Annotated in this window: 20 protein-coding genes and 1 tRNA gene; 12 read left to right on the top strand and 9 right to left on the bottom strand. The window is 68.0% G+C overall.

Translation table 11 applies throughout. From position 1 onward, the window contains the following. Window positions 1-34: 34 nt before the first annotated feature. Both parC and ABIC65_RS01575 read right to left on the bottom strand, forming a co-directional pair. Window positions 35-2,275 (bottom strand): DNA topoisomerase IV subunit A, encoded by a 2,241-nt coding sequence (gene parC / locus ABIC65_RS01580; protein ID WP_354306445.1) that lies wholly within the window; start codon window positions 2,273-2,275, stop codon window positions 35-37. Window positions 2,276-2,359: 84 nt separating this feature from the next. After that, a complete protein-coding gene (locus ABIC65_RS01575) occupies window positions 2,360-3,364 on the bottom strand; it encodes a hypothetical protein (RefSeq protein ID WP_354306444.1) in 1,005 nt (334 codons plus the stop codon). 200 nt (window positions 3,365-3,564) lie between these two features. On the opposite strand from ABIC65_RS01575, the gene ABIC65_RS01570 reads away from it, so the two are divergent. The 4 genes from ABIC65_RS01570 (at window position 3,565) to purQ (ending at window position 6,417) form a co-directional block, all read left to right on the top strand. Further along, window positions 3,565-4,395 (top strand): DUF4349 domain-containing protein, encoded by an 831-nt coding sequence (locus ABIC65_RS01570; RefSeq protein WP_354306443.1) that lies wholly within the window; start codon window positions 3,565-3,567, stop codon window positions 4,393-4,395. 141 nt (window positions 4,396-4,536) lie between these two features. Beyond that, entirely contained in the window at window positions 4,537-5,316 is a 780-nt protein-coding gene (purC, locus tag ABIC65_RS01565) for a phosphoribosylaminoimidazolesuccinocarboxamide synthase (RefSeq protein ID WP_093295430.1), read from the top strand. Between the two features lie 208 nt (window positions 5,317-5,524). Beyond that, the gene (purS, locus tag ABIC65_RS01560) at window positions 5,525-5,755 is read left to right on the top strand and encodes a phosphoribosylformylglycinamidine synthase subunit PurS (RefSeq protein WP_084582723.1); all 231 of its coding nucleotides are present in this window, start codon (window positions 5,525-5,527) and stop codon (window positions 5,753-5,755) included. Then, window positions 5,752-6,417 (top strand): phosphoribosylformylglycinamidine synthase subunit PurQ, encoded by a 666-nt coding sequence (gene purQ, locus ABIC65_RS01555; protein WP_354306442.1) that lies wholly within the window; start codon window positions 5,752-5,754, stop codon window positions 6,415-6,417. The genes purS and purQ overlap by 4 nt, the downstream gene beginning before the upstream one ends. Window positions 6,418-6,476: 59 nt before the next feature. Here purQ and ABIC65_RS01550 read toward each other — a convergent pair whose 3' ends face one another. Then, window positions 6,477-7,289, bottom strand: a complete 813-nt coding sequence (locus ABIC65_RS01550) for a sulfite exporter TauE/SafE family protein (RefSeq protein WP_436286689.1) — start codon at window positions 7,287-7,289, stop codon at window positions 6,477-6,479. Between the two features lie 64 nt (window positions 7,290-7,353). Then, entirely contained in the window at window positions 7,354-8,097 is a 744-nt protein-coding gene (locus ABIC65_RS01545) for a queuosine precursor transporter (protein ID WP_354306440.1), read from the bottom strand. Window positions 8,098-8,160: 63 nt separating this feature from the next. Here ABIC65_RS01545 and ABIC65_RS01540 point away from each other — a divergent pair. After that, window positions 8,161-8,237 (top strand) — tRNA-Arg (locus ABIC65_RS01540). Window positions 8,238-8,248: 11 nt separating this feature from the next. Here the strand turns inward: ABIC65_RS01540 and ABIC65_RS01535 are convergent. Further along, window positions 8,249-10,648, bottom strand: coding sequence for a zinc-dependent metalloprotease (locus ABIC65_RS01535; RefSeq protein ID WP_354306439.1), 2,400 nt, complete (start codon window positions 10,646-10,648; stop codon window positions 8,249-8,251). A 146-nt stretch (window positions 10,649-10,794) separates the two neighbouring features. Between ABIC65_RS01535 and ABIC65_RS01530 the strand changes: the two genes are divergently transcribed. From ABIC65_RS01530 to ABIC65_RS01515, 4 genes are all read left to right on the top strand, one after another. Beyond that, window positions 10,795-11,295 (top strand): Lrp/AsnC family transcriptional regulator, encoded by a 501-nt coding sequence (locus tag ABIC65_RS01530; protein ID WP_354306438.1) that lies wholly within the window; start codon window positions 10,795-10,797, stop codon window positions 11,293-11,295. A 231-nt stretch (window positions 11,296-11,526) separates the two neighbouring features. Beyond that, window positions 11,527-14,643 carry a TonB-dependent receptor plug domain-containing protein gene (locus ABIC65_RS01525; RefSeq protein WP_354306437.1) on the top strand — a complete coding sequence of 1,039 codons (3,117 nt, stop codon included), beginning with the start codon at window positions 11,527-11,529 and terminating at the stop codon, window positions 14,641-14,643. A gap of 68 nt (window positions 14,644-14,711) precedes the next feature. Further along, a complete protein-coding gene (locus tag ABIC65_RS01520) occupies window positions 14,712-16,343 on the top strand; it encodes an amidohydrolase (RefSeq protein WP_354306436.1) in 1,632 nt (543 codons plus the stop codon). 91 nt (window positions 16,344-16,434) lie between these two features. Beyond that, window positions 16,435-16,662: a hypothetical protein gene (locus ABIC65_RS01515; protein WP_354306435.1), complete on the top strand. Its 228-nt coding sequence runs from the start codon at window positions 16,435-16,437 to the stop codon at window positions 16,660-16,662. A 79-nt stretch (window positions 16,663-16,741) separates the two neighbouring features. On the opposite strand, the gene ABIC65_RS01510 is transcribed toward ABIC65_RS01515, so the two are convergent. Genes ABIC65_RS01510 through ABIC65_RS01500 form a run of 3 tightly spaced genes read right to left on the bottom strand, consistent with a single transcriptional unit; the run spans window position 16,742 to window position 21,072 of the window. Next, on the bottom strand, window positions 16,742-19,141 hold the full coding sequence (locus ABIC65_RS01510) for an ABC transporter permease (protein WP_354306434.1): 2,400 nt from the start codon (window positions 19,139-19,141) through the stop codon (window positions 16,742-16,744). Continuing rightward, window positions 19,138-19,809 carry an ABC transporter ATP-binding protein gene (locus ABIC65_RS01505; protein WP_354306433.1) on the bottom strand — a complete coding sequence of 224 codons (672 nt, stop codon included), beginning with the start codon at window positions 19,807-19,809 and terminating at the stop codon, window positions 19,138-19,140. Before ABIC65_RS01505 ends, ABIC65_RS01510 begins: the two co-directional genes overlap by 4 nt. Window positions 19,810-19,818: 9 nt before the next feature. Further along, window positions 19,819-21,072 carry an efflux RND transporter periplasmic adaptor subunit gene (locus ABIC65_RS01500; RefSeq protein ID WP_354306432.1) on the bottom strand — a complete coding sequence of 418 codons (1,254 nt, stop codon included), beginning with the start codon at window positions 21,070-21,072 and terminating at the stop codon, window positions 19,819-19,821. Between the two features lie 152 nt (window positions 21,073-21,224). Between ABIC65_RS01500 and ABIC65_RS01495 the strand changes: the two genes are divergently transcribed. The 3 genes from ABIC65_RS01495 to ABIC65_RS01485 all read left to right on the top strand — a co-directional run bounded on the left by ABIC65_RS01495 (window position 21,225) and on the right by ABIC65_RS01485 (window position 24,267). After that, on the top strand, window positions 21,225-21,758 hold the full coding sequence (locus ABIC65_RS01495; RefSeq protein ID WP_354306431.1) for a DNA-binding response regulator: 534 nt from the start codon (window positions 21,225-21,227) through the stop codon (window positions 21,756-21,758). Then, window positions 21,694-22,968, top strand: a complete 1,275-nt coding sequence (locus ABIC65_RS01490) for a sensor histidine kinase (protein WP_354306430.1) — start codon at window positions 21,694-21,696, stop codon at window positions 22,966-22,968. Before ABIC65_RS01495 ends, ABIC65_RS01490 begins: the two co-directional genes overlap by 65 nt. Before the next feature lie 165 nt (window positions 22,969-23,133). Continuing rightward, window positions 23,134-24,267 (top strand): glycosyltransferase, encoded by a 1,134-nt coding sequence (locus tag ABIC65_RS01485; protein ID WP_354306429.1) that lies wholly within the window; start codon window positions 23,134-23,136, stop codon window positions 24,265-24,267. On the opposite strand, the gene ABIC65_RS01480 is transcribed toward ABIC65_RS01485, so the two are convergent. Next, entirely contained in the window at window positions 24,232-25,188 is a 957-nt protein-coding gene (locus tag ABIC65_RS01480) for a glycosyltransferase family 2 protein (protein WP_354306428.1), read from the bottom strand. The two genes, ABIC65_RS01485 and ABIC65_RS01480, sit on opposite strands and share 36 nt — an antisense overlap.

Here is a 25,188-nt window from a genome sequence, read left to right as displayed (position 1 = left end):
TGAAGGACGCCGGCGCATCCGCAGGTTTTATCAATCAAAATTTGTTATCACGCGGGAAGCCGGTGGGCGGCATCCGCCCCGCTGCGCCGCGTGCGGCACGCCACGGCATCACGTCCGGCTCGGAGCGATAGCGCTCCTGCTCGCCGCCCATCCGCCAGCGCAGCCCGTCGGCGAACTTGAAGGTGATCACGTCAGAAAGGCCGCCGTCGCGGTAGCGCTGGAGCTGGACCCCCTGCCCGCGCGTCATCTCCGCCACTTCGGAGAGCGGGAAGACCAGCATCTTGCGGTTGTCGCCGATCGCCGCGACGAAATCGTCCTCGGCACCGATCGGGCGCACCAGCTTGAGGTGCGCGCCGGGGCGCGGCGTGACCACCTGCTTGCCCTTGCGGGTCTCGGCGATCACTTCCTGGCTGCTCACGATGAAGCCGCGTCCATCGCTCGCCGCGACCAGCAGCTTGGGTGCGGCGCTGGCGGGGAGCAGCGTGACGATGTGCCGCTCCGCCTCCAGGTCGATCAGCAGCCGCACCGGCTCGCCGAAGCCGCGGCCGCCGGGCAGCTTGTCCGCCCCCAGCGTGTAGAAGCGGCCATTGTCGGCGGCGAGCAGCAGCTTGTCGGTGGTCTGGGCGTGGAAGGCGAGGAAGGGTCCGTCGCCTTCCTTGAACTTCAGCGCCTCGCCGCCGAGATCCTCGACATGCCCCTTCATCGCGCGGATCCAGCCGCGCTGCGAAAGGATGACGGTGATCGGCTCGCGCTCGATCATCGCTTCCAGCGGGATCTCGCGGGCGGGCGCCATCTCGACGATCGCGGTGCGGCGGGCGCCGAGCGGGGTATCGAGGCCATAGCGCGTGATCATCTTGCCGAGCGCGCGCTTCATCCAGGTGCGCTGCCGGGCTTCCGAGCCGAGCAGCGTCTCCAGCTCGGCCTGTTCCTTCTCCAGCTTGTCCTGCTCGCGGCGGAGTTCCATTTCCTCCAGCTTGCGCAGGGAGCGCAGGCGCATGTTGAGGATCGCCTCGGCCTGGCGGTCGGTCAGCGCGAACTCGGCCATCATGATCGGCTTCGGCTCGTCCTCGGTACGGATGATCTCGATCACCCGGTCGAGGTTGAGATAGGCGGTGATATAGCCGCGCAGCAGCTCCAGCCGGTCGGCGATCTTCTCCAGCCGGTGCTGCGACTTGCGCTGCAGCACCACGAACTGGTGCTCCAGCCAGCCGGCGAGCGCCTCGGCGAGGCTCATCACCCGCGGCGTGCGGTTCTTGTCGAGCACGTTGAGGTTGAGCGGAACGCGCACTTCGAGGTCGGACAGGCGGTAGAGGCTGTCCATCAGCGTGTCGGCATCGACCGTGCGGCTGCGCGGTTCGAGGACGATGCGGATGTCCTCGGCCGATTCGTCGCGCACGTCGCCGAGGATCGGCAGCTTCTTGTCGTTGACCAGCGCGGCGATGCCCTCGATCAGCTTGCCCTTCTGCACGCCATAGGGGATCTCGCTGACGATCAGGTGCCAGCCGCCGCCCTTCTCGGTCACCTTCTCCATCTTGGCGCGCACGCGGAAGCTGCCGCGGCCGGTGGCATAGGCCTCGGCGATCGCGGCGGGGCTGTCGACGGCGATGCCGCCGGTCGGGAAGTCCGGGCCCTTCACGAAATCGAGCACGTTGGCCTGCGGATTGTCGATCAGCGCGACGGCGGCCTGCATCAATTCGGCTGCATTGTGCGGCGGGATGCTGGTCGCCATGCCCACCGCGATGCCCGCCGCGCCATTGGCGAGCAGGTTCGGGAACAGGCCCGGGAACAGTTCCGGCTCCTCGTCCTCGCCATTATACGTAGGGCGGAAATCGACGGCGTTCTCGTCGAGCCCGTCCATCAGGTCGATCGCGACCTGGGTCAGCCGCGCCTCGGTGTAGCGGTAGGCGGCGGCGTTATCGCCATCGATATTGCCGAAATTGCCCTGCCCGTCGACCAGCGGATAGCGCAGCGCGAAGGTCTGCGCGAGGCGCACCATCGCGTCATAGACCGAGGCGTCGCCATGCGGATGGTATTTACCGATCACGTCGCCGACGACGCGCGCGCACTTCTTGTACCCGCTCGCCGGATCGAGCTTGAGCAGCCGCATCGCCCAGAGCAGCCGGCGATGCACCGGCTTCAGCCCATCGCGGACATCGGGCAGCGAACGCGCGGTGATCGTCGACAGCGCATAAACGAGGTAACGCTCGGAAAGCGCGCTGTCGAACGGCACATCGGAGGCGCCGGAAGGTTCGGAAACGTCGGTGTCGAGGCTCATCGCCATCCCGGATAGCAGGCACGAAGGGCAAACGCCAAGGGCGTTCCCCTTATGATCCGCCCGATGCCGCGAATTGTTTCGGTATCAGCCGACCAGATGGCGGAAGAAGCTGCGGTTCTTCCGGATCAGCGGCCGCAGATGCTCGGGCACCTCGCGCAGCTTGAGCTTGCGGATCGAGGGGGTGCGGTGCGACGGCCCGATCGAGACGAGCAGCGAGAGCATGCCGCGGCGATGCGCCGGAGGGGTGCCGCGATGGAGCGCGAAGGTGTTGACGAAATACACGTCGCCCTTCTCCGCCAGCACCACGCCGGCCCCCATCGCCTGCTTGAGGGGCTCCAGATCCTCGTCGCGGAACCGGCGCACATCGTAGAATTCGCGCAGGCCCGAGGTCTTGGGGATCATCTCCAGCGGCCCGTCCTCGCGCGTCTCGATCGGCGAGAGCGGCACGAACACTCGGATGAAGTTGAGCGGCTCGGCGCAGTCGCGATGCCAGTTCTGGTTCTGATAGGCGAAGCCGGTCGGCTGCGAGATCCACGCCCAGGCCCAGCTGAGCGCGGCGCGCGGCCCCAGCGTTTCACGGCAGAAGGCGATCAGTTCGGGGTTACTGCAGATTTCCAGGAAGGCCGGATCCTCAAACAGCCGCTGCGCGTCCATGTAGAGGAAGGGATGGTCGGTCGCCTCGGGCGCGCCGCGATGCTCGAAGCCGGGCAGATAGGGATCGGTGAAGGTCTGCGGCGCGAACATCGATGCCGCCATGCGGTCGACCAGCGCGGGCTCGAGCATCTTCTCGGCGAAGTGGAAGTCGATCTCGTGGAACTCGGCGGCGCGGGGCGTGCGGCCGATGCGCGCCAATGGCGCGCGCAGCGTCCGCTCGATACGGCCCAGCTTGCGCAGGCGTGCGGGGTCGTTGGACTTGGTGCGCAGCCAGAAGATGTAGTTATAGGCATAGTTGTAGAAGGCCATGTGGCGCAGCCGCCCCAGCCGCGTATCGCGCCTTAAGCCCTCGATGACCTGCACCGTGTACGGCTTGATGCCCGCTTCGGGGGTGTGATCCAGCCCCACCAGCATTGCCTTGCCGAAGCGCGTCATCGTGACCTTCCGTCCTGCCCTTGTTCCCTCCCATTTTAGGACGCGGCCACATCGACGACAGAGCGACGCGCGGCAAAATTGACGGGTGATCGCGCGGATGCGCCATTGCCGCACTTTTGCCGCAATTACGGCAGAAATGTGGCTTGACTTTGTCCTAGCCGGATGATGGGATTTGCGCGTCACCATCAAAGGGGATGTCGATGCGCAAATTTCTCGTGCTGGGTTGTGTGGCGCTGCTCGCCGCCTGTTCCTCCAACCAGGAGGGCAGCGCCGGGGAGACGGTAACCGAAGCGGAGGCGCCGGCAGCGCCGGGGGCCGACCCGCTCAAGGTCGCCCTGCCCCAGCTCAGCTATCACTACACACTAAGCTTCCTGCTCCCCGAGGCACGGCTGGCCGAGACCCAGGAAGGGCATCGCGCCCTCTGCGAGCGGCTGGGACCGGCCCGCTGCCAGCTGGTCACGCTGACCCGCAACGATTCCGAGGGCCGCAGCGGCGGCGCGCTTCTCAAGCTCCGTGTCGCGGCCGCCGATGCGGGCTATTTCACCGGCGAAGCGGCGCGCCAGGTGTCGGCGGCGGGCGGCCGCGCCGCGAACACCGACGTCGCCGGCGAGGACGTGTCGAAGGACCTGACCGATACCGCCGCGCGCATCCGCCAGCGCGAACTACTCGTCGCCCGGCTGACCGAGACGCTGCGCACGCGCAAGGGCTCGGTCGCCGATCTCGTCGCTGCCGAGCACCAGATCGCGGCCGCGCAGGAAGAGCTGGACAAGGCACGCGGCTGGCAGCGCGAACTCCAGGGCCGCGTGGCGATGGCGGATGTCGAGATCCGCTACCAGGCGCTCGCCGCCCCCGCCTCGGGTGCCAGCGTCGGCGCCGCGCTCGGCGAGGCGGCGCAAGGCTCGGCCTCGGCCTTCGTATGGGGCATGCAGCTGTTGCTGTCGCTGGCGATCTACCTCCTGCCCTGGGCCGCGGTGTTCGGCGCCGGCGTGGGCGTGGCGACGCTGCTCCCCCGCTCGAAACCCGCCGCCTGACCGGTGTACCGCGAGGCGAGCGGCGGCGCATTGCACCCCCGCCCCCCTTGCGGTATAGCGCGAGGCCTTCCAGAGCCCCGGCGGTCACGCGGAGAAATCCCGTGGAGCCGGGGCAACGCATTTCCAAGGGACTAGGCCGACATGGCACGCCGCCGGCAAATCTACGAAGGCAAGGCTAAGATTCTCTACGAGGGTCCGGAGCCGGGCACGCTGATCCAGTATTTCAAGGACGACGCAACGGCCTTCAATGCCCAGAAAAAGGGCACGATCAACGGCAAGGGCGTGCTCAACAACCGCATCAGCGAGCATGTCTTCACCCTGCTCGGCGGCATCGGCATCCCGACCCACTTCATCCGCCGCCTCAACATGCGCGAGCAGCTGATCCGCCAGGTCGAGATCGTGCCGATCGAAGTGGTGGTGCGCAACGTCGTCGCCGGCTCGCTGGCGAAGAAGCTCGGCATCGAGGAAGGCACCCCGCTGCCCCGCACGATCGTCGAATATTACTACAAGGACGATGCGCTCGGCGACCCGATGGTCACCGACGAGCACATCCTGGCGTTCGGCTGGGCCGCGCAGGAAGAACTGCACGACATGGCCGACATGGCCATCCGCGTGAACGACTTCCTCTCCGGGCTGTTCGCCGGCATCGGCATCCGCCTGGTCGACTTCAAGCTGGAGTTCGGCCGGATCTGGGAAAACGACTATCCCCGGATCATCCTGGCGGACGAGATCAGCCCCGATGGCTGCCGCCTGTGGGATATCGCCTCGGGCGAGAAGCTCGACAAGGATCGCTTCCGTCGCGACCTGGGCGGCGAAGTCGAGGCCTATCAGGAAGTCGCCCGCCGCCTGGGCCTGTTCCCGGAAGGCGACGGCTCTGACGTGCTCGACCTCGAGACGCACCGCAAGAAGCGGGGGAAGTAAGCATAGTCTCCTCCCCCGGCGTGCCGGGGAGGGGGACCATTCGCATCGCGAATGGTGGAGGGGGCCTCGCCGCGCGCGGGGCCCTTTGTCGTTTCCCCCTCCACCACCGTCTGCGGCGGCGGTCCCCCTCCCCCGCTTCGCGGTGGAGGAGATGCTTCGAGACGATTTCCGATTGCGACTTCGGCCCTCTCGCGCCATAGCGCCGCCCATGAAACTCCGCATCATCGTCACCTTGAAGAACGGCGTGCTCGATCCGCAGGGCAAGGCCATTCAGAACGCGCTTGGCGGCCTCGGTTTCGAGGGCGTCGAGGATGTCCGCGCCGGCAAGATCTTCGAACTGGAGGTCGCCGATTCGACGAGCGACGCCGCGATCGACGAGATGTGCCGCAAGCTGCTCGCCAACACGGTGATCGAGAACTACCGGGTCGAGAAGCTGTGAAGACCGCGGTCATCGTCTTCCCCGGCTCCAACTGCGATCGCGACATCGCGGTCGCGCTGGAGAGCGTGACCGGCACCAAGCCGCACATGGTGTGGCACGGCGACAGCGAACTGCCCGAGGGCCTGGGCCTGATCGCCCTGCCCGGCGGCTTCTCCTATGGCGACTATCTCCGCTGCGGCGCCATCGCGGCGCGCTCGCCGGTGGTGCAGGCGGTGATCGAGGCGGCGAATCGCGGCACGCCGGTGATCGGCATCTGCAACGGCTTCCAGATCCTTACCGAAACCGGGCTTCTGCCGGGCGCGCTGATGCGCAATGCCGGGCTCGACTTCGTGTGCCGCGACGTGCCGCTGGTGGTGGACAACAGCCAGTCGATCTTCACCAGCGCGTACCGGGCGGGCGAGCACCTCTCGATCCCCGTCGCGCATCATGACGGCAATTATTTCGCCGATGCCGAGACGCTGGATCGCGTCGAAGGCGAAGGCCGTGTCGCCTTCCGCTACGGCGAGAACATCAACGGCTCGGCGCGGAACATCGCCGGCGTGATGAACGCCGCGGGCAACGTGCTCGGCATGATGCCGCACCCGGAGCGCAAGATCGAAGCCGCGCATGGCGGCGACGACGGCCGCCGGCTGTTCGAAGGGCTGCTCGCCGCGGTCGCCTGACCGCCACGGGATCCGCAGACGACAGGGTCGCGGTCCTCGGACCGCGGCCCTTTTTGTTGTCAGAAGAGCATCTTCAGCCCGACCACCGCGAGCGTCGCGGCGAGGATCGGCACCAGCACCTTGTCCGAGGTCCGCGTCGCCAGCAGGCTGCCGAGGATGATGCCGGGGATCGATCCGGCGAGCAGCGACACCAGCAGCGAACCGTTCACCGATCCCAGCATCCAGTGGCCGAGGCCCGCGAGCAGGGTCAGCGGCACGGCATGGGCGATGTCGGAGCCGACCAGCTTGTTCACCGCCTGGTGCGGATAGAGCATCAGCAGCGCGGTCATCCCCAGCGCGCCCGCTCCCACCGAGGTCAGCGACACCAGCAGGCCCAGCACCGCGCCGAGCGCGATGGTGACAATGCCGATCCGCGCCTCGCCCAGCCGCTCGAACCGCGGCGCCATGAACAGCACCAGCCGGCTGCGGAAGAAGGTAGCGATCGCCGTCACCACCAGCGCGATGCCGAGCGTCACCGTGATCACCCCGCCGCTGTTCTTGGCGTGCTCCTGCGCGCTCGACAGCAGCAGCAGCGTCAGGATCGTCGCGGGCACGCTGCCATAGGCCAGCCTGCGCACCACCTTCCAGTCGATCGTGCCATGCAGGCCGTGCACCCCCGCCCCCACCGTCTTGGTGGCGGAGGCATAGAGCAGGTCGGTGCCCACGGCGGTGGCCGGGTGGAAGCCGAAGGCGAGGACGAGCAGCGGCGTCATCAACGAGCCGCCGCCGACCCCGGTCATGCCGACCAGCAGCCCGACGAGCACCCCGGCGATGGAATAAAGCGGATTGAACGCGAGCACGGGAATCCTTGGCAACCGATTTCCCACCAGCATGCGGGGATTTTGCCCGAACGCCAGAAAGAATTGGTTTCAGGCCGGTGTCCGCGCGCGCCCCGACTCAGACGCGCGTCGCGAAGGGCGTGAAGTCGGTCCCCTCGTCGAACACGTCGACCCCCTCGGCCCGCTTGAGGAACCCGACGACCAGATAGGTGAGCGGCGTCAGCAGCACTTCCCAGCCGACCTTGAGCACCCACTGGGTGAACAGCACCTTCACCACCAGCGCGTTGGTCCACCCCTCCGCACCCCAGAAGGCGAGCGGGTAGAAAATCAGGCTGTCGACCGCCTGCCCTGTCACCGTAGAACCCACCGTGCGGGTCCACAGCATCCGCCCGCCGGTCCACAGCTTCATCCGCGCCAGCACGTAGGAATTGACGAACTCGCCCGCCCAGAAGGCGCAGACCGAGGCGAGCACGATCCGCGGCACCTGGCCGAAGATGACGTCGTACGCCGCCTGGTTCTTCCAGTCCGGCGCCGGCGGCAGTGCCACGACCACCCAGGACATGAAGGCCATGAACAGCACCGCCGCCGTCCCCGCCCAGATCACGCGGCGCGCGCGGGCATAGCCATAGACCTCGGTCAGCACGTCGCCGATGATGTAGGAGATCGGGAAGAACAGGATGCCCGCCCCGAACGGCCAATAGCCCACGCCCGGCAGCCAGATCTGCGCCACCTTCCCCGCGCCGATCACGTTCGACAGCAGGATGATCGCCACGAACGCGGCCATCACGAAGTCGAAATAGCGGAAATGCCCGCCGGCGAGGCTACGGGCGGCGACGTGGCTGGGGCGGGACGGCATGTTCATCGCACTGCAGTATGCGAGGCGTTTGCCCCCCGCGCAATCTGCGCTTAAAGGCAACCGTAACGCGCGCCCGTAGCTCAGTTGGATAGAGCACGAGCCTTCTAAGCTTGGGGCCGCTGGTTCGAATCCAGCCGGGCGCGCCACTGCTAATCGGTCAATCGTCAAACCAGCCCGTGTCGCCTATCGGCATGCCCGGCGGGATGGCGGGCGCTGTGCCGCGACTCTCCAACGCGCGTTGCAACGCCTCCTTGTCGCGCAGCAAAGCGGCGGTGTGCCGGGCCCAGGCGCCGTCCTGCCCCGTCCCGCCCGCGGCCAGCGCGGCGGCGATCGTCGACAGCCGATCCTCGAGGAGCGCGGCCACGTCCGGGCTGGTCGCTGGGTCGCGGGCGGCGCCGGCGATCGACAGCAGCATGCGATAGGCGATGCGACGCCCCACCGCATCGCGCCGCGCCGTAGGGAGCGTCGCCTGGAGTCGATCGAGCAGCGTCTCGACCCCCGGCAGGGCAGCGTCGCGCCGGTGCTGCTCGAACAGCCGGCGGAGCCGTGCCGGGGCGAGCAGCGTATCGAGCGTCAGCTGCGCGGCGACATCGGCGGCGACCAGCGGATCGAAGGCGAAGGACCCGGCATTGCGGAACACCTCCTGGTCGAACTGCGGATCGTCGCGGCCGTTGATCGCCGCGGAAAGCGGCATCACCAGTCGATCGGGCACGGTGAGCGTCGCCGGCGACAGCGTTTCGATCAGCGCATCGAGCGCGGACGCTTGCGTGGCGGCGGGCACCGGCTTTGCCGCCGGGTGGTTGTCGCCCGCCACCGCATAGTCGGAATCGATGCCCCCGACGAGCTTGCCGACGGCGTCGATGTCGTAGCGGTGGAGCAACCAGACGGGCACGAACTTGCGCCGCAGATCGGCGAGCGGCTCGTCCTTGCGCAGGACGCCCGGGCCGAAATTGGCGAGCGCCACCCGCCGCACCGCCAGCATGTGGCGCAAGGACGCCACCGGGTCGGGTCCGTCGTCCCACATGCTGCCCCAGGGGCTCGGCGTATCGGGGGCGCGGCCATCGACGTCGGTGACGTAGCGCAGCCCGCGCGCCTGCACGGCCAGCGCCTTCTGCCGTGCCGCCGCATCCGGATCGATGCCCGGGGCGGGCTGGCCATAGAGCCAGTCGACGGTGAAGTCGTCCCAAGCGCCGCCGCCCTTGGCATAGGCGTCGGACAGGTCGATCGCGCCGCCGACCAGTTTGATGCGCGGCGGCGGATAATCCATCACCGTGGTGCGATCCTGGGTGCTGCCGGCGAAATTGTGCATAAAGCCCAGCGCATGGCCCACTTCATGCGCGCCGAGCTGGCGGATGCGGTCTAGCGAGACGCGCACCGGATCGTTGGGGCCGCCGCTGCCATTCTGGGCGGTGCCGACCAGCCCCTCGAAGATCGTCATGTCCTGCCGCACGCGCAGCGCGCCGATCACGACATTGCCCTTGATGATCTCGCCCGTGCGCGGATCGACGATGCCGCCGCCATAGGACCAGCCGCGCGTCAGCCGGTTGCTCCAGTTGACCATGTTGTAGCGCACGTCCATCGGATCGGCGCCTTCGGGCAGCACCTCGGCGCGGAAGGCATCGATCAGCCCGGCCTTGTCGAACGCCGTGCGCCAATAGTTCACGCCTTCCACCAGCGCGGTGCGGATCGGCTCGGGCGCGGCGCGATCGACATAGAAGACGATCGGCTTCTTCACCCGCGAGCGCGGCGCGGCGGGATCGACCTTCTCGAGGCGGAAATGGTTGGCGAGCTGCTGCACGACGTCCTGGCCGAGCGGCGTGCCATAGTCGTAATAGCGCTCCCCGCTCGTCCCCGACCGGGGATCGAAGCGCCGCACCTGGAAGCCGGGGGCCGGCAGGCGCACGAAGCTGTGATGGACGACGAAGCCGATCTGACGCGGCTCGGCGGCGATGGCAGAGACTTCGCGGCCGGGCGTGTCGCTCTGATAGGTCTGGAGCGCGTCGATCTCGATATTGTCGGGGAATGCCTTGACCGAGCCCGGATCGGCGGCGCTGAGCGATTCCGCCAGGCGGAAGCCCTTGCCGCCTTCGTTCAGCGCGTCGGCCAGGCCCACCGTGTCGCGGGTGAGGAACGGCGCGATGTCGACCGTCAGCGTGCCGTCGGGCGCGGTCGCCACCACGTCGAGCATCGCCACCACGCTGAACGGAAAGCTGGAGCGGCCGCCCTCGGCCACCGCGGCATCGCCCGTTGCGCGGAAGCGCCAGTTCTCGAAGGTCACCGCCACCTTCTTGCCGATGCGGCGAAAGGCGAGGATCTGTTCGGGGCCGACCATGCCGCGATCAATGCGCAGATTGGCCGAACCCAGCCCGCTGCGCATCGTCGTCGCATAGAGGAAGCGACCGGCCACGCCGTCGGCATCGGGGCGGGGCAGCGTGAACAGGATGCGGCCCTCGGCCGGCACGGCCTTCACCGGCAGCAGCGGCGCCTCCTGCGCGCGCGCTGGCAACGCTGCGGCCGCCGATGCCGCCGCCGCAGCCAAGATGATCGCCATCGCCATTCTGCTCACCCTATCCCGCATGCCCGATCTCCCCATTGCAGTGCTGCACTGCGCCATCTTAATCGGAAAAACGATTGTGCATCTCGGCAAATTTCTACAATTTTCCGGGTGGAAACGATCGATTTGTTCAACGGAAGGGGTGCCAAATGAACAATTCCGCTACGGACGATCTCGACGGGACCGATCTTCGCATCCTCAACCACTTGGTCTGCGACGGCCGCAGCTCGGATGTCGCGCTGGGCGAACGCGTCCATCTGTCGAGCACGGCGACGGCGCGGCGGCGCAAGATACTCGAGGATCGCGGCGTCATCCGGGGCTATACCGCCGAACTCAACATGGCCGCGCTGGGTTACGGCATCGACGTGCTGGTCTCGATCGAGCTCAGCTCGCAGGCCGAGCAGGCGCTCAACGAGTTCGAACTGGCGGTGGTGCGCTGCCCCTCGATGTCGTTCTGCAGCTTCGTCTCGGGCGAGACGGACTTCATCATGATGATCCATGTCCGCTCGTTCGAGGATTACGACCGGGTCTATCGGCGGGAATTGTCGACCCTTCCGCATGTGGCGAAGATCCGCAGCAGCTTCCTGATGCGCTCGGTCGAACGCCGGATCGTCGCGCCGGTGGTGCTCGAATCTGACCGTCGCGTCTGATACTAAACATCAATACGAAGCATTGCTGCGCATGAATCCGGCGCAGAGCGTGGCGATTGCGTTCGATTCCGTCATTAGGGCTTTGCGGCCGACTGTTCTTTGCCGAGAAGCGCCGCCGCCTTTTCGCTACACTCCAGCGGACAACAGGGGCGACGCAACGACGGAACGCACCCGAGGCAGGACGAACCAACCACGCGGGAGAGACGGCACGTCACCACGGGGGTTCACAACATGCATAAGAGTCGCACCGGCCGCGCATCCGCGCGTCCGTCCAGCATCCAGCGCCGCGCCCGCTTCGCCGCGGTCGCGCCCGGCGCGCTGATCCTTTGCCTCGCCTGGTCGGGGTCGGCCCTTGCGCAGGCGGAGGCGCGGGGACCCGACAAGTCGGCGCCGGCCGAAGGGCAGACCACCAACACGCCGGGCGGCAAGCCGGAGATCCCGGTCGATCCGCTGACCGGCGAGCCGATGGCCGAACCGGGCGGCGAGATCGTCGTCACCGGCTCACGAATCGAACGCGACGGCTATAGCGCGCCGACCCCGGTCAGCGTGATCAGCAGCAAGGAAATCCAGACCGAGGCGCCGGCCAACATCGCCGACCTCGTCAACACGCTGCCGGCGGTGCGCGGCAGCTCGACCGCCGGCAATTCCAACGGCTCGCTGAGCAACGGGCTGGCGGGCATCGCCTCGGTCAACCTGCGCGCGCTCGGCGCCAACCGCACGCTGGTGCTGTTCGACGGGCAGCGCTCGGTCGCCTCGGCAACCAACGGCGTGGTCGACGTCAACACCTTCCCCCAGGCGCTGATCAAGCGCGTCGAGGTCGTCACCGGCGGCGCCTCCTCGGCCTATGGCTCGGACGCGGTCTCGGGCGTGGTCAACTTCATCCTCGACAAGGAATTCAAGGGCGTCTCCGGCGACTATGAGTACGGCATCACCACCTATGGTGACGGCCCGAACCACAAGGTGTCGCTCACCGCCGGCACGCCGTTCGCCGGGGGCAAGGGCCACCTTCTCGCCAGCGGCGAGTATTTCAAGCAATATGGCATCCAGTCGATCGACCGCGACTGGAACGATGCCGGCTTCTTCCAGATCGACAACCCGGCCTATTCGGCCGCGGCCTGCAGCGACAACAACGCCGCGACGATCTGCTACCCGGCGCGGCTGATCCAGGGCGGCATCGGCACCAGCCAGTTCACCCCCGGCGGCCTGATCAGCACCGGCCCGTTCCGCGGCACCTATTTCGGCACGATCGATCCGGCGACCGGCAAGGCGACCACCGGCACGCTCGCCTTCGGCCAGGTCAACGGCCAGTGGATGGTGGGCGGCGATTACAAGCTGACCCGAGAAGGCCATCTCAGCAGCGCCACGCTGCTGCCCGCCGAGACGCGCGGCAGCGGCTTCGGGCGGGCGAGCTATGCCTTTTCCGACGCGATCGAGCTCTACGCCCAGGTGGCGTACAGCCGCTATCAGGGCCAGAGCTATTACCAGCAGACGCCCTCGACCGGCGTGACCATCCAGGTGGCGCCGAGCACTGCCAATGGCGGGCTGGTCAACGCCTATCTGCCGCAATCCTTCCTCAACCAGGTGAGCGCCTACAACGCCTCGGTCGCGGCGGCGAGCCGCATCTCCACCATCGCGATCGGCACCAGCAATGCCGGCATCCCGCCGCAGGGCAGCGACAATACCCGCGAAGTCTATCGCTATGTGCTCGGCGGCAGCGGCAAGTTCGTCGTCGGGCCGATCGACTGGGCGTGGAGCGGCTATTACCAGAAGGGCGTCACCAAGACCCAGGAACTGCTCACCAACGCCTGGAACGTCACCCGCCTCGCCCTGGCGACCGACGCGGTAGCCGCGCCCGCCGGCAACAGCGCCGGGATCGCCGCGGGCACGATCGTCTGCCGCTCGACGCTCACCGCGCCCAGCAATGGCTGCGTGCCGATCAACCGCATCGGCGTCGGCGGGGTCACCCAGGCCGCGCTCGACTATATCTTCTACGACGGCCAGCAGCCGCTGCGCTACCAGACGCTCAAGCAGGACGTGGCGGCGCTCAATTTCTCGACCAACAATCTCGTCGATCTGTGGGCGGGGCCGATCTCGCTGGCATTCGGCGGCGAATGGCGGCGCGAGGCGGTGTCGGGCTATGTCGACCCGCTGTTCCAGCCGAGCCTGGTCAACGGCGTCTCCACGCCGACCTGGATCTACGGCAACTATCTGCCCAGCTTCGGCCACTATACGGTGAAGGAAGCCTATGCCGAGACGCTGGTACCGCTGTTCAAGGGCGCCGACTTCAACGGCGCGCTGCGGGTGACCGACTATTCCACCTCGGGCAGCGTCACCACCTGGAAGGCGGGTGCCACCTGGCAGCCGATCCCGGACATCAAGCTGCGCGCGACCTATTCGCGCGACATCCGCGCACCCAATCTGGGCGAGCTGTTCGCTGCCGCGACCGGCCGGACGAATACCGTGAACGTGCCGCTGGCCAATGGCGCCCAGCGAACCGACCAGTTCCTCGAGGCGACGATCGGCAATCCCGCGCTCAAGCCCGAGATCGCCAAGACGCTGGGCGTGGGCGCGGTGTTCACCCCCAGCTTCGTGCCGGGACTGGCCGCCTCGGTCGATTTCTACCGGATCAAGCTGGGCGGCGCGATCAACACGATCACCGCGCAGACCCTGGTCACCCAATGCTACGAGCAGGCCAATGCCGCCGCCTGCGCGGCGATCACCACCACCGGCGGCCGCGGCGCGACCGGCGCGGGGCTCGCGATCACCAATATCGAGCTGAAGCCGACCAACTTCGTCTCGATCCTCTCCAAGGGCATCGACTTTGAGCTGAGCTATCGCCGCCCGGTCGGCGCCGGCAAACTAACCCTGCGCGCGCTGGTGACGCGCAACCTCAGCCTCTACACCAACAACGGCATCGACGTGCCGACCGAGGCGGCCGGCCAGAATTCGGGCAGCCTGCCCGACTGGAGCTATCGCTTCTCAGCCGGGTACGACGTGGACCGCTGGACCTTCCAGCTGGTCGGCCGCGGCGTGAGCAGCGGGGTGTACGACAACAGCTATGTCGTTTGCTCCACCGACTGCCCGGTCTCGACCGTCGCCAACCGCACCGTGAACACCAACCATATCGCCGGCGCGATCTATTTCGACCTCCAGGCCAATCGCGAATTCGCGGTCGGGCGGGTGAACTTCCAAGGCTTCCTGTCGATCCGCAACCTGTTCGATGCCGATCCGGTACTCGTCGGCAACGGCCCCACCGGCAACAACACCCCCGCCTACCCGCAGACCAACCGCAGCCTCTACGACGTGCTCGGCCGGGTCTACCGGCTGGGCGTGCGCTTCCACTTCTGACGCAGCCGGGCCGCGCCGATCGCGCGCGCCCGGCTCCCCGCTTCCTTCCCCTTCAGGAGAGACTGGCCATGACCCTGTTGTCCCGCACCCTCGCGACCGCGCTCATCGCGAGCACCACGCTCACCCAGATCGCGGTTGCCGCGCCCCGCCCCGCCGGTCCGCCGGCGCCCCAGGCAGCCGCCGCCGATCCCAAGCTCGTCCAGATGAAGGCCGATGCCGTCACCAACATCGATGGCCATGCCAAGCTGGTGCAGGAAATGGTGGATTCGGTGTTCAGCTTCGCCGAGCCGGGTTTCCAGGAATATCAGACGATGGAGTATCTGACCGGCATCCTGGCCAAGAACGGCTTCACGATCACCAAGGGCGTGGCGGGCATGCCCACCGCCTGGACCGCGACCTGGGGCAGCGGCGGGCCGCTGATCGCGCTGGGCAGCGACGTCGACTGCCTGCTCGGCCTGTCGCAGGTGCCCGGCTCGCCGACGCTCAAGCCGCTGGTGCCGGGCGCGCCGGGGCATGGCGAGGGGCATAATGCCGGCATGCCGCTGATCATCGCCGCGGCGATCGCCACCAAGGCGGTGATGGAGAAGAACCACATTCCCGGCCGGCTGATGCTGTGGCCCGGCGTGGCCGAGGAACTGCTCGGCGCCAAGGCCTTCTACGTAAAGGCGGGGCTGTTCAAGGATGTCGACGCGACGATCTTCACCCATGTCAGCAGCGATTTCGGCACGGCGTACGGCAACCTCGGCAACAACGCGCTGGTCTCGGTCGAATACACCTTCCACGGCAAGACCGCGCACGCCGCCGGCATGCCCTGGGAAGGCCGCAGCGCGCTCGACGGCGTCGAGATCATGGACACCGCCTGGAACTTCCGCCGCGAGCATCTGCCGGTCACCCAGCGCTCGCATTATGTGATCACCAATGGCGGCGGCCAGCCCAACATCGTGCCGGACCTCGCCTCGGTCTGGTATTATTTCCGCGAGCAGAATTTCGACAGCGTCCGCAACCTGTACAATATCGGCACCGAGATATCCGAGGCCGCGGCGAAGGCGACGGGCACGACGGTCGAGCATCATCTGCTCGGCTATGCCGCGCCCAATTTCGCCAACAAGCCGATGGCCGAGGCGGCCTATGCCAATATCAAGGCGATCGGCATGCCGGCCTGGACCGCCGACGACCAGGCCTTCGCCAAGGCGGTGCAGCAGGCCAATGGCCGCACGGTAAAGCCGCTGCCGACCGAGATCGGCCCGCTCTCGACGCCGGAAACCCGCGAGCGCTCGCTGGGCGGCGGTTCGGACGATATCGGCGACATCATGTGGACGGTGCCGACGATCACCATCCGCTTTCCGTCGAACATTCCCAGCATGATCGGCCACAATGTCCTGTCCGCGATCGCGATGGCGACGCCGATCGCGCACAAGGGCGCGGTGGCCGGCGCCAAGGCGGTGTCGCTGACCGTGCTCGACCTGATGACCGATCCCAAGCTGCTCGCCGACGCCAAGGCCTATTTCCGCGACGTGCAGCTGAAGGATCAGAAATATGATCCGGTGGTCGCGCCCACCGATCAGCCGGCGATCCACCTCAACCAGGAGCTGATGGAGCGCCTGCGGCCGAAGATGAAGCCGTTCTACTATGATCCCAGGAAATACCCGACCTATCTCGACCAGCTCGGCATCAAATATCCGAACACGCAGGCCAAATAAGCGTTGCCGGTTCCGCGTGCCGACAAGCAGTGTCGGCACGCGATCGCCCGCAATACAAGCATGTCGGCAACGCCCGCAGGAAAGCGACCTCTTGGCAGACCTGCTGACGGCTGAGGCTCTGGCAGAGATGGATCCCTTCGACCGGGTGCAACTCGCCGCAGTGGTGGAAACCTGCCGCCGGAGCCGCTCGCTCTCCGAGGCGGGGCGAACGTTGTTCGCCGCATCGCGCACGCGCAGGACCTCCGCCAACGATGCCGATCGGCTACGGAAATATCTCGCGCGATTCGCACTGGACTGGTCAGCCCTTACCGAACGCTGAAATCTGCGTCGGATTGCGACGATGGGGCAGGAACCGTGTGGCCCGAATTGCACATCGCGACGCGAGTCGGTGCGTCGTCCTATTCATACCGGAGCGCGACGATAGGCGCTCGACGCGCGGCCGCCCCCGCCAGCACGCCGATGCTCGCGACGGCGATGACGAACGCCGCCCCGCCCGCCGCAGGATACAGCCATAGCGGCATGTCGATCCGATAGGCATAGCCGTTCAGCCAGCGCTGCATCGCCCACCAGGTCACCGGCCAGGCGATGAAGCTGGCCAGCAGCGCGGGGCGGGTAAGCTGGCGAAGCAGCAGCCATAGCACCTGCCCGGTGCTCGCCCCCATCGCCTTGCGGATACCGATCTCCTTGGTGCGGCGATCGGTGGTGGCGATGGCGATGCCGACCATCCCCGCCGCCGCCAGCAGCACCGCCAGCGCGGCAAAGATCGCGAACAGCTGCATGCCGCGTTCGAGATCCCGATAGAGTTCCTCCATCCGATCGGACAGGAAGCGGCGGCGGATCGGCCCCTCGCCGCCCGTCTCTCGCCACACGCGATCGATCGCAGCGAGCGTCTCCGGCACCTGCCGGCCGGAAAGGCGGATCGACACCATGCCGGCGTCGGGCCCCACCCGCCGCGGGGCGTCGATATACACGGTGGGCTTCGCTGCCAGTTCGGCCGAGGTGAACTGGAAGTTCGGCACGACCGCGGCAACCACGCCCAGAATTTCGCCCTCGGTATAGGGAGAGGTGCTGGTCACCGGCGAGAAGTTGGTCACCGGCACGCGCTTGCCGACTGCCTCGCGCGGCGACCCCAGTTCCAGCGCCTTCACCGCCGCCGCGTTGAGGACGATTCGATGTATGTCGGGTTCGCCCTGCGGCGGCAGTCCTGCGAGCGAGCCGGCGATCGGCGGAACCCCATAGAGCGCATAGGTGGCCGGAAGTGCCGCCGCGACAAGGATCTGGACCGGTCGGCCGCGCAGCTCGATGAAGGACCCGCCCTCGCCCGTCACGAACTCCGATCCGTGGCACGCGACGCCCTTCACGCCGGGAAGGCGCGCGACCTCCGCAACGAAGCCTGCCGGGCACTCCGCATCTACCGTGAGCATCTGCGCGACGTCCGCCCCCGTGGCCTGCGCCATCGCGAAGCGGCGCTGCTGGTACACGATGCCGGTGGCGATCAGCAGGCCGATCAGTACCGCGAACTGCAGCGTCACCAGCACCGCGCGCACCCTGGTGCCGCCATCCCCGGTTCGGCCGTCCGGCCGCAAGATCGTCGCGGGCGACAGTCGCGAGACGACCAGCGCCGGGTAAACACCGGCAAGCAGGCCGATCACGACCGCGCCGGCGATGATGCCCAGCGTCAGCAACGGCGTCTGCGCATAATCGATGGTGGCGTTGGTATCGAGGAAGGCGTTGAGCGGCGGCAGCAGCCATTCGCTGGCGACCATCGCCAGCAGCGCCGCGACCAGCGTGGCCGCCACCGCCTCGCCGAGAAACTGCAGCGCGATATCCCAACGGCCCGCACCGGCCGCCTTGCGGACACCGATCTCGCGCCGCCGCCCCGCCCCCGCCAGCGCAAGATTGACGGTATTGGCCACCGCCACGAACAGCACCAGCGCTGCGATCAGGGAGCCGGTGATGAGCCGGTCGCGCGCGCCGGGATGCAGATCGGCATCGAGCGCCAGCCGATCGATCCGCACCAGCCCCATGCGATACATCGCCTGGATTTCCGGCGGCATCAGCGTCGCGACCAGCGGGCGCATCTGGCGCGCCGCCTCGGCAGCGGACGTGCCGGGGCGGAGGCGGAAATAGGTCCTGGACTCGATCCTGAAGCCGCCGTCGGCCGGGCGGGCGAGACCGTGCAGGATCGAAGCAGCACTGCGCGACGAGGCCAGGATGTCATGGGTCCAGTCGGTCGCGCCGGGCGGCAGATCGGCAACGATGGCGCCCACGGTCATCGCGCGCCCGGCGATGGTGAGCGGCGCGCCCAGCACGTCCTCGCGCCCGAACCATCGCCGTGCCGCCGCGGCGGTCAACGCCACACCGTCCGGTCGCGCGAGCGTGGCCGCGAGATTCCCACGCAACACCGGGCGCGGCATCACCTCGGCGATGGCAGGATCGGCCCAGTAGATCATCTCCTTGCGCTCGACCGCACCGCGCCGGATCGCGACATCGGCCTCGGCAAGCCGTGCCCATGCTTCGATCGACGCCAGCCGACCGGCAACGAGCGGCGCCACCAGCCCGCTGCTCAGGTCACGCGTGTCTGGCGCGCCGCCGGGCATCAGGAAGGTGGAGGTGGCCAGATAGGTCCGCCCGCGCTCGGGAACGAAGCCGTTCTGCTGCAGAGCGCCGCGCACCACGATCAGCATCAGGATCGCCGCAGTTAGACCCACAACGAGCCCGAGCAGCGCGATCAGCGACAGCGTCCGCGCGCCCAGCGCCGCCCGCCATCCGGCGATCAGGAAGTGCCGAAGCTTCACAGCAGCGTCTCGCTGACCACGCGGCCGTCGAGCATCCGGATCGTCCGCTGCGCCTCGGCGGCATGGAGCGGCGAGTGCGTGACCATCACCACGGTGGTGGCCGCCGCCACCGCATCCTTGAGCAGGCCCATCACTTGTTCGCCATTGGCACTGTCGAGATTGCCGGTCGGCTCGTCCGCCAGGATCAGCTTGGGCTCGGCCACCAGCGCGCGCGCGATCGCCACGCGCTGCTGCTGCCCGCCGGACAATTGCTGTGGCCGATGCCGGGCACGGTGCGCGATCCCCACCTGCTCCAGCGCCTCGCCGATTCGTCGCTTCGCCGCCCCTTGCCCGCTGCGATAGAGCAGGCCGATCGCGACATTCTCCTCCACGGTCAGTTCGTCGACCAGATTGAAGCTCTGGAAAACGAAGCCGATATGCGCGTGGCGCAACCGCGTCCGCTCGCGCTCGGAAAACCCCGCCACTTCCTCGCCGAGCAGCCGGTAGGAACCGCCGCTCGGTGCATCCAGGAAGCCGAGGATGTTGAGCAGCGTCGACTTGCCGCACCCGGAGGGCCCCATGATCGCGACGAACTCGCCCGCCCCCACCTCCATCGAGACGGCGTCGAGCGCGCGCGTCTCCACTTCGGTGGTGCGGAAGCTTTTGCGCAAATCGGTAAGCGTCAGCATGGGTCTGCCTCAGTCGGTAAGGAGGACGCTGTCGATCCGCGACCAGCTGGAAGTATCGGAAACGATGGCACGCTGCCCCGCCTGGATGCCCGCGAGAATCTCGACCTGACGGGGACTGCGGCGCCCGAAGCGTACCGGCGTCCGCCGCGCGCTGCCCCCATTCGGAGCGAGCACGAACAGATCACTACTTCCCTGCGCAGCCGCCGCCGCTGGCAGCACCAGCGCTCGACGATCCAGGCCAAGCGCCATCTCGCCGTCGATCGCCGCGCCCGGGGTGGCGCCGCTCGGCTGTGTGCCGAGGAAGTCGATCTCCACGGTGAACGCGCCATTCTTCACCTCCGGACGCACGCGACTGACGCGTCCGGCGAGGCTGCGCCCGCCGAAGGACAGCGAGGCGTCCAGCCCTGCACGCACCCGCGGCAGATAATATTCGTCGATCAGCGCAACGACGCGGAAGCCGGCGTCGCTGGTGATTTCTGCCAGCCGATCCCCGCGATTGCGGTTCTGCCCCGGCTTCAGGTCGATCTGGGTCAGCGTACCGGTCACCGGCGCCCGCACGATCAGATCGTCGAGCTGGGCGTGGGTCGCATCGAGGCTGCGGCTCAGGCTTTCCTGCTCGCTGCGCAGGCGGGGGAGCTGTGCGGCCCGAAGGCGTTCCTGGCGCTGGTTGGTCGCCTGCTGCACCGCCAGGAGGCGACGATAGCGGGCGAGATCGATGTGCAGCGCCTCGGCGTCGCCCCTTGGATAGAAGCCGCGGGCGGCAAGCGCGTCGACCCGCGCGGCCTTCGCCTCGAGCGTCGCGACGCTGGCTGCGAGTTCGGTCAGCGTCTTGTCGTTGGTCGCGCGGTTGGTCTCGAGCTGGGTTTCGAAGCTTTGCACCTGGGTGATCGATTCGACCAGGCGCCCCGCATTGTCGAGCACGTCGCGGACCAGCTGCGCGTTGCGGAACGCGACAAGCGGCTGCCCCGCCGTCACACGGTCACCGGGCTGCGCGAAGATGCGGGCGACCTGTCCGCCGGACACCGCGTCCAGATAGAGGATCTCGCGCGGCTGCAGCGTGCCGTGCACCGCCACCACGTCGCGGAACAACTCGACGCGGGCGGTGGCGAGCGTCACCGTGCCTGCCGCGACGGTGAGGGTCCGCTCGCCCGCACCATGTACGAATGCGACCATGGCGAGCAGGACGGCCAGCACCGCCAGCAACGCGATCCAGCTGCTTCGGCGCGGGCGTTGCCACCAGGGCGTGGCGATCGGATGGTCCATGGGCTGCACCTCCCCATCATACCCGCTGGAGCACTTAAGAAAAAATCAGCGCTGTCAGCAGCTTAGGGCGGAATACTGGCGATCGGCGGGCGAACGGCGTCCGGATTCGTACAGTTGCGCCCGGCCATCCGCTGCACCTACCATCGGCACCGATGAACGACGCCCGCATCCTCATCATCGATGACGATCCCGACGTCCGCCAAGCGGCGGCGCTGGCGCTCGCGCCGCATGTGGAGAGCTGTGACGAAGCCGCCTCGCCGCTCGAAGCCGCACGGCTGGTGCGGGAACGCCGCTATGATGCGGCGCTGCTCGACATGAACTTTCTCGCGGGCGCGCGGGACGGCGAAGCTGGCCTTGCAGCCCTTGCCGATCTGCGGGCAGCCGATCCCACCCTCGGCGTGGTGTTGCTCACCGCCTATGGCGGCGTGAGCCTGGCGGTGCAGGCAATGAAACAGGGCGGCGATGATTTCCTGCTCAAGCCCTGGCACAACGCCCAGCTGATCGCGGCGATACAGGAGGCGATCGCCCGTACCGGCAAGCGGCGTCACGCGCCGACCCTCGCCGACGTGGAGCAATCCACGATCACCGCGGCGCTCCAGCGCCATGGCGGCAATATCAGCCGTGCGGCCGCAACGCTGGGGCTTACCCGGCAGGCGCTGTACCGGCGGCTCGCCCGGGATGGATAGCCTGGTCGCCTATCCGCGCATCTCCGCCATCGGCTGGCGCCTGGTTGTCGCGGGCGCTGCGGTGTGGGGTGCGATCCAATTGCGGCCCTCGCACCACATCGCCACGCTCACCCTGCTGTTGATCATCGCGCTGCTCGCCCTCGCCGATCTGTGCATCGGGATGACGCGTCGGACTGCCATCCAGCCACATCCCGCGACCGCATATGACGCACACGAGGCGGACCAGTTGCGCGCGCTGCTCGACGCCGTGGCGACCGCGCTCTTCGTGCTCGACGCGCGCGGCCGGATCGTCCGGTGCAACCGGGCGGCACGCCGGATGGCAGGCGCCATGGTGTCGCGGCTGGCCGATGTCGACGCGCTGGATCCGGCGACGGTCTCGGTCCTCCAGGCGCTGCCCGCCGGTGCACGACGCCTGGTGCGCGCGAAGGACGGCCGCAACCTGCTCGTCTGGTGCGGCAGCTTCGCCGTGCCGGGCGCAGCGCCGCAGCGGCTCCTGTCGCTGCAATGGGTGGCCGGCGAGCTGGACGCGGTGGAGATCGAGGCGTGGCACGCAATGACGCGCGTGCTGACGCACGAGATGATGAACGCGCTCGCGCCCATCGTCTCGCTTACCGAAAGTCTCGCCGCCCTCCCCAATCACCATCCCGAAACCGCCCGTGCGCTCACCACGATCGAACGCCGCGCCACGCATCTGCTTGGCTTCGTCGAACGCTATCGTCTGCTCGGCGACCTGCCGCAGCCGGTGCCGGTGGCGTTCGACCTTTCGGCGCTGGTGACGGACGTCGCGCAATCGACAGCGTCCTTGCTGGAGGACACCGGCATCTGCCTGTCGCTCTACGTTCCACCCGAACCCGTGCGTATCACAGCGGACCCGGAGTTGCTGGAGCGGGCGCTCGCCAACCTCCTCCAGAACGCAGCGGATGCCGCGCGCGGCCAACAATCGCCTCGGATCACCATCGAGCTGACGACGGAAGCAGCGGAAACGGTCGTCCGCATACGCGACAACGGTCCCGGCATCCCGCCGGACCGGATCGACGAGATCTTCGTGCCCTTCTTCACGACCAAGGAGCGCGGCTCCGGGATCGGCCTGTCGCTGTCCCGCCAGATCGCTGCCGCGCATCACGCGACGCTGATGGCCGTGCCAGCGGACGAAGGGGCTTGCTTCGAACTTCGCATTCCTGCCGGCGACAGCGAGCCGTCGGCGCATTGAAAGGGCCCCGCGCAGTTGCCGCGCTGGCAATGTTGCCGGGGCGATCGCCGCTTTCGATCAGCATTTTCCAATGATCGGCATGCCCTTATCGCACCCTTGCACGACAGCCTTCCTTTGGTGCGCCTGACCTGCGAGAAGCCGGGAGACGCGCAGCAAGGGGGGACTATGCGCATCTTGTTCGCAACGCCGGTGCTGCCCGGCCGCCGCCGCAATGGCGGCGAGCTCTGGTCGCAGACGCTGGTCGACAGCCTGCGCCGCAACGGCGCAGACGTGACGGTGCTCGGCTATGGCGCGCCCTATGCTGCAGGCGAGGTGAGCGCAGGGCCGCGCGCGGTCGAGACCCGCGCCGCGCCGCTGCGGGCCCTTGGCTGGGCGGTCCAGGCCATCGGTCGCAACGCCTTTTCGGTGCAGAAGTGGATCGGCCCTGCCTATCGCCGCGCGCTGGCCGGGCAACTGGCCCGCCAACCTTGGGACGCCGTGCTGATCGACCACGCCCAGATGGGCTGGATCCAGCCGTTGCTCGGCGGCCTTCCCCTCCTGTACCTCGCGCACCATGCCGAAGCGCAGCTTTATATGGGACTTGCCGAGCAAACCGGCGCCCTGGGGGGCAGCATCTACGGGCGGGAAGCGCGGCATATCGGCGCCATGGAACAGGCGCTGGCCGGTGCGGCGGTGCGCAGCTGGTGTATCAGCGATGCCGATGCGGCCCTGCTTGCGCCCCATGCCGGCGAGCGGGTGCAGGCGCTGCCGTCGCTGCCCGCGATGGCGCTGCAGGATAGTGCGGTGCCGGAGGGGGTTGCCGATGTCGCGCTTCTCGGCAATTGGCGCTGGCAGCCGAACCACCGCGCCCTCTCCTGGTTCCTGTCCGAGGTCCGGCCCAGACTGCCGCGCACATGGCGGGTGGCGGTCGGCGGGGCGGTTGACCGGCGCAGGCTGCCGGATACCGGCGGCGTCGACATTCTGGGGCCGGTGCCCGATGCAGAGCGCTTCCTCCGCGGCGCCCGGCGTATCGCCGTGCCGTCCCTTGCCCGTACCGGCGCCAATCTCAAGCTGCTCGATGCCATTGCATCGGCGCGGACCGTCGTCGCCACGCGCGAGGCCGGGGCGCTGGTCGGCACCCTGCCCCCGGACGTGATCCTGGCGCCGGATGCGGAGACATTCGCCCGAGCCCTGATCGACGCGCCAGCCCCGCCGATGGAGGCGCGAGCCAAGTGGCTGGCAGCTCGGGTGGCACAGCTGGATGCGGCGGTGGCAGATGGGCTCTCAGCGGTGCGGGAGCAGCTCCGCCAGCGGGCTTGAAAGGACGCCGCCCCACCAGAGGCATCGCCGCTGCCAGACGATCTCCCAAGTCCTGCGCCGGTCGGCGAAGCGCGGATGGACGCGGCTGAGCAGCGCGAAGGCGCGCGCGCGCAGCCAGGCGCCAGTCAGAAAGGCACGCGCGGCAAGGCCACCGCGGACCGGTCCCAGATGCCGCCGCACCAGCTCGATCTTCGCGCTGAGCAGATAGGTCCACATGTCTTCCGGATGGCTGCTCGCGCCTCCATCGTGCTGGATCGTCGCGATAGGGGTGAAGCTGGGCCGCGCGCCCAGCGCGCGCGCGCGCAGGTTCAGGTCGACGTCTTCGCCGTAGAGGAAGTAGCGCGTATCGAAGCCGCCGAGCGCCGCAAAGAACGATGCGCGGATCATCAGGAAGCATCCCGAAAGCGCGCCCACCTCGCGCACGGTATCGCGGGCCCACCCGCCATAGCCTTCCGGATTCAGCAACCGACTATGCGGAAAGCTGCCCGACAGCCCCAGCCCGACGCAAAGGCTACCCCAGAGACTGGGCGTAGCAAGGCTCTCGGTCGGGTTGACACGGCCGTCCTCGCGCACCGTCCGGCCGCCCCATAGCATGGCTTCGAGCCGCGTGCCCGCGAAGGCGTGCAGCGCGTCGATCGCGCCCTCCAGGGGCAGGGTGTCGTTGTTGAGGAACAGCAGCGTATCGCCTCGCGCGTGGCCCGCGGCAAGATTGGCGCCGCCCGCGAAGCCGAGATTGGCCCCTGCCCCGACCAGCCTGACCTGGGGAAACTCACGCCGGATCATGGCCGCGGTATCGTCGGTGGAGCCGTTGTCGACGACGACGATCTCGTGCTGCACCTCCGGCGCGGCCGCGACCAGCCGGGCCAGGCAGTTCCGCGTGGCGGCGCTCTGGTTCCAGCAGACCAGCAGGATCGAGAGCAT

The sequence above is a fragment of the Sphingomonas trueperi genome (genome assembly GCF_040545665.1).
GTDB classification, from domain to species: Bacteria; Pseudomonadota; Alphaproteobacteria; order Sphingomonadales; family Sphingomonadaceae; genus Sphingomonas; species Sphingomonas trueperi_B.
This window is presented reverse-complemented; position numbering and strand designations above follow the sequence as displayed.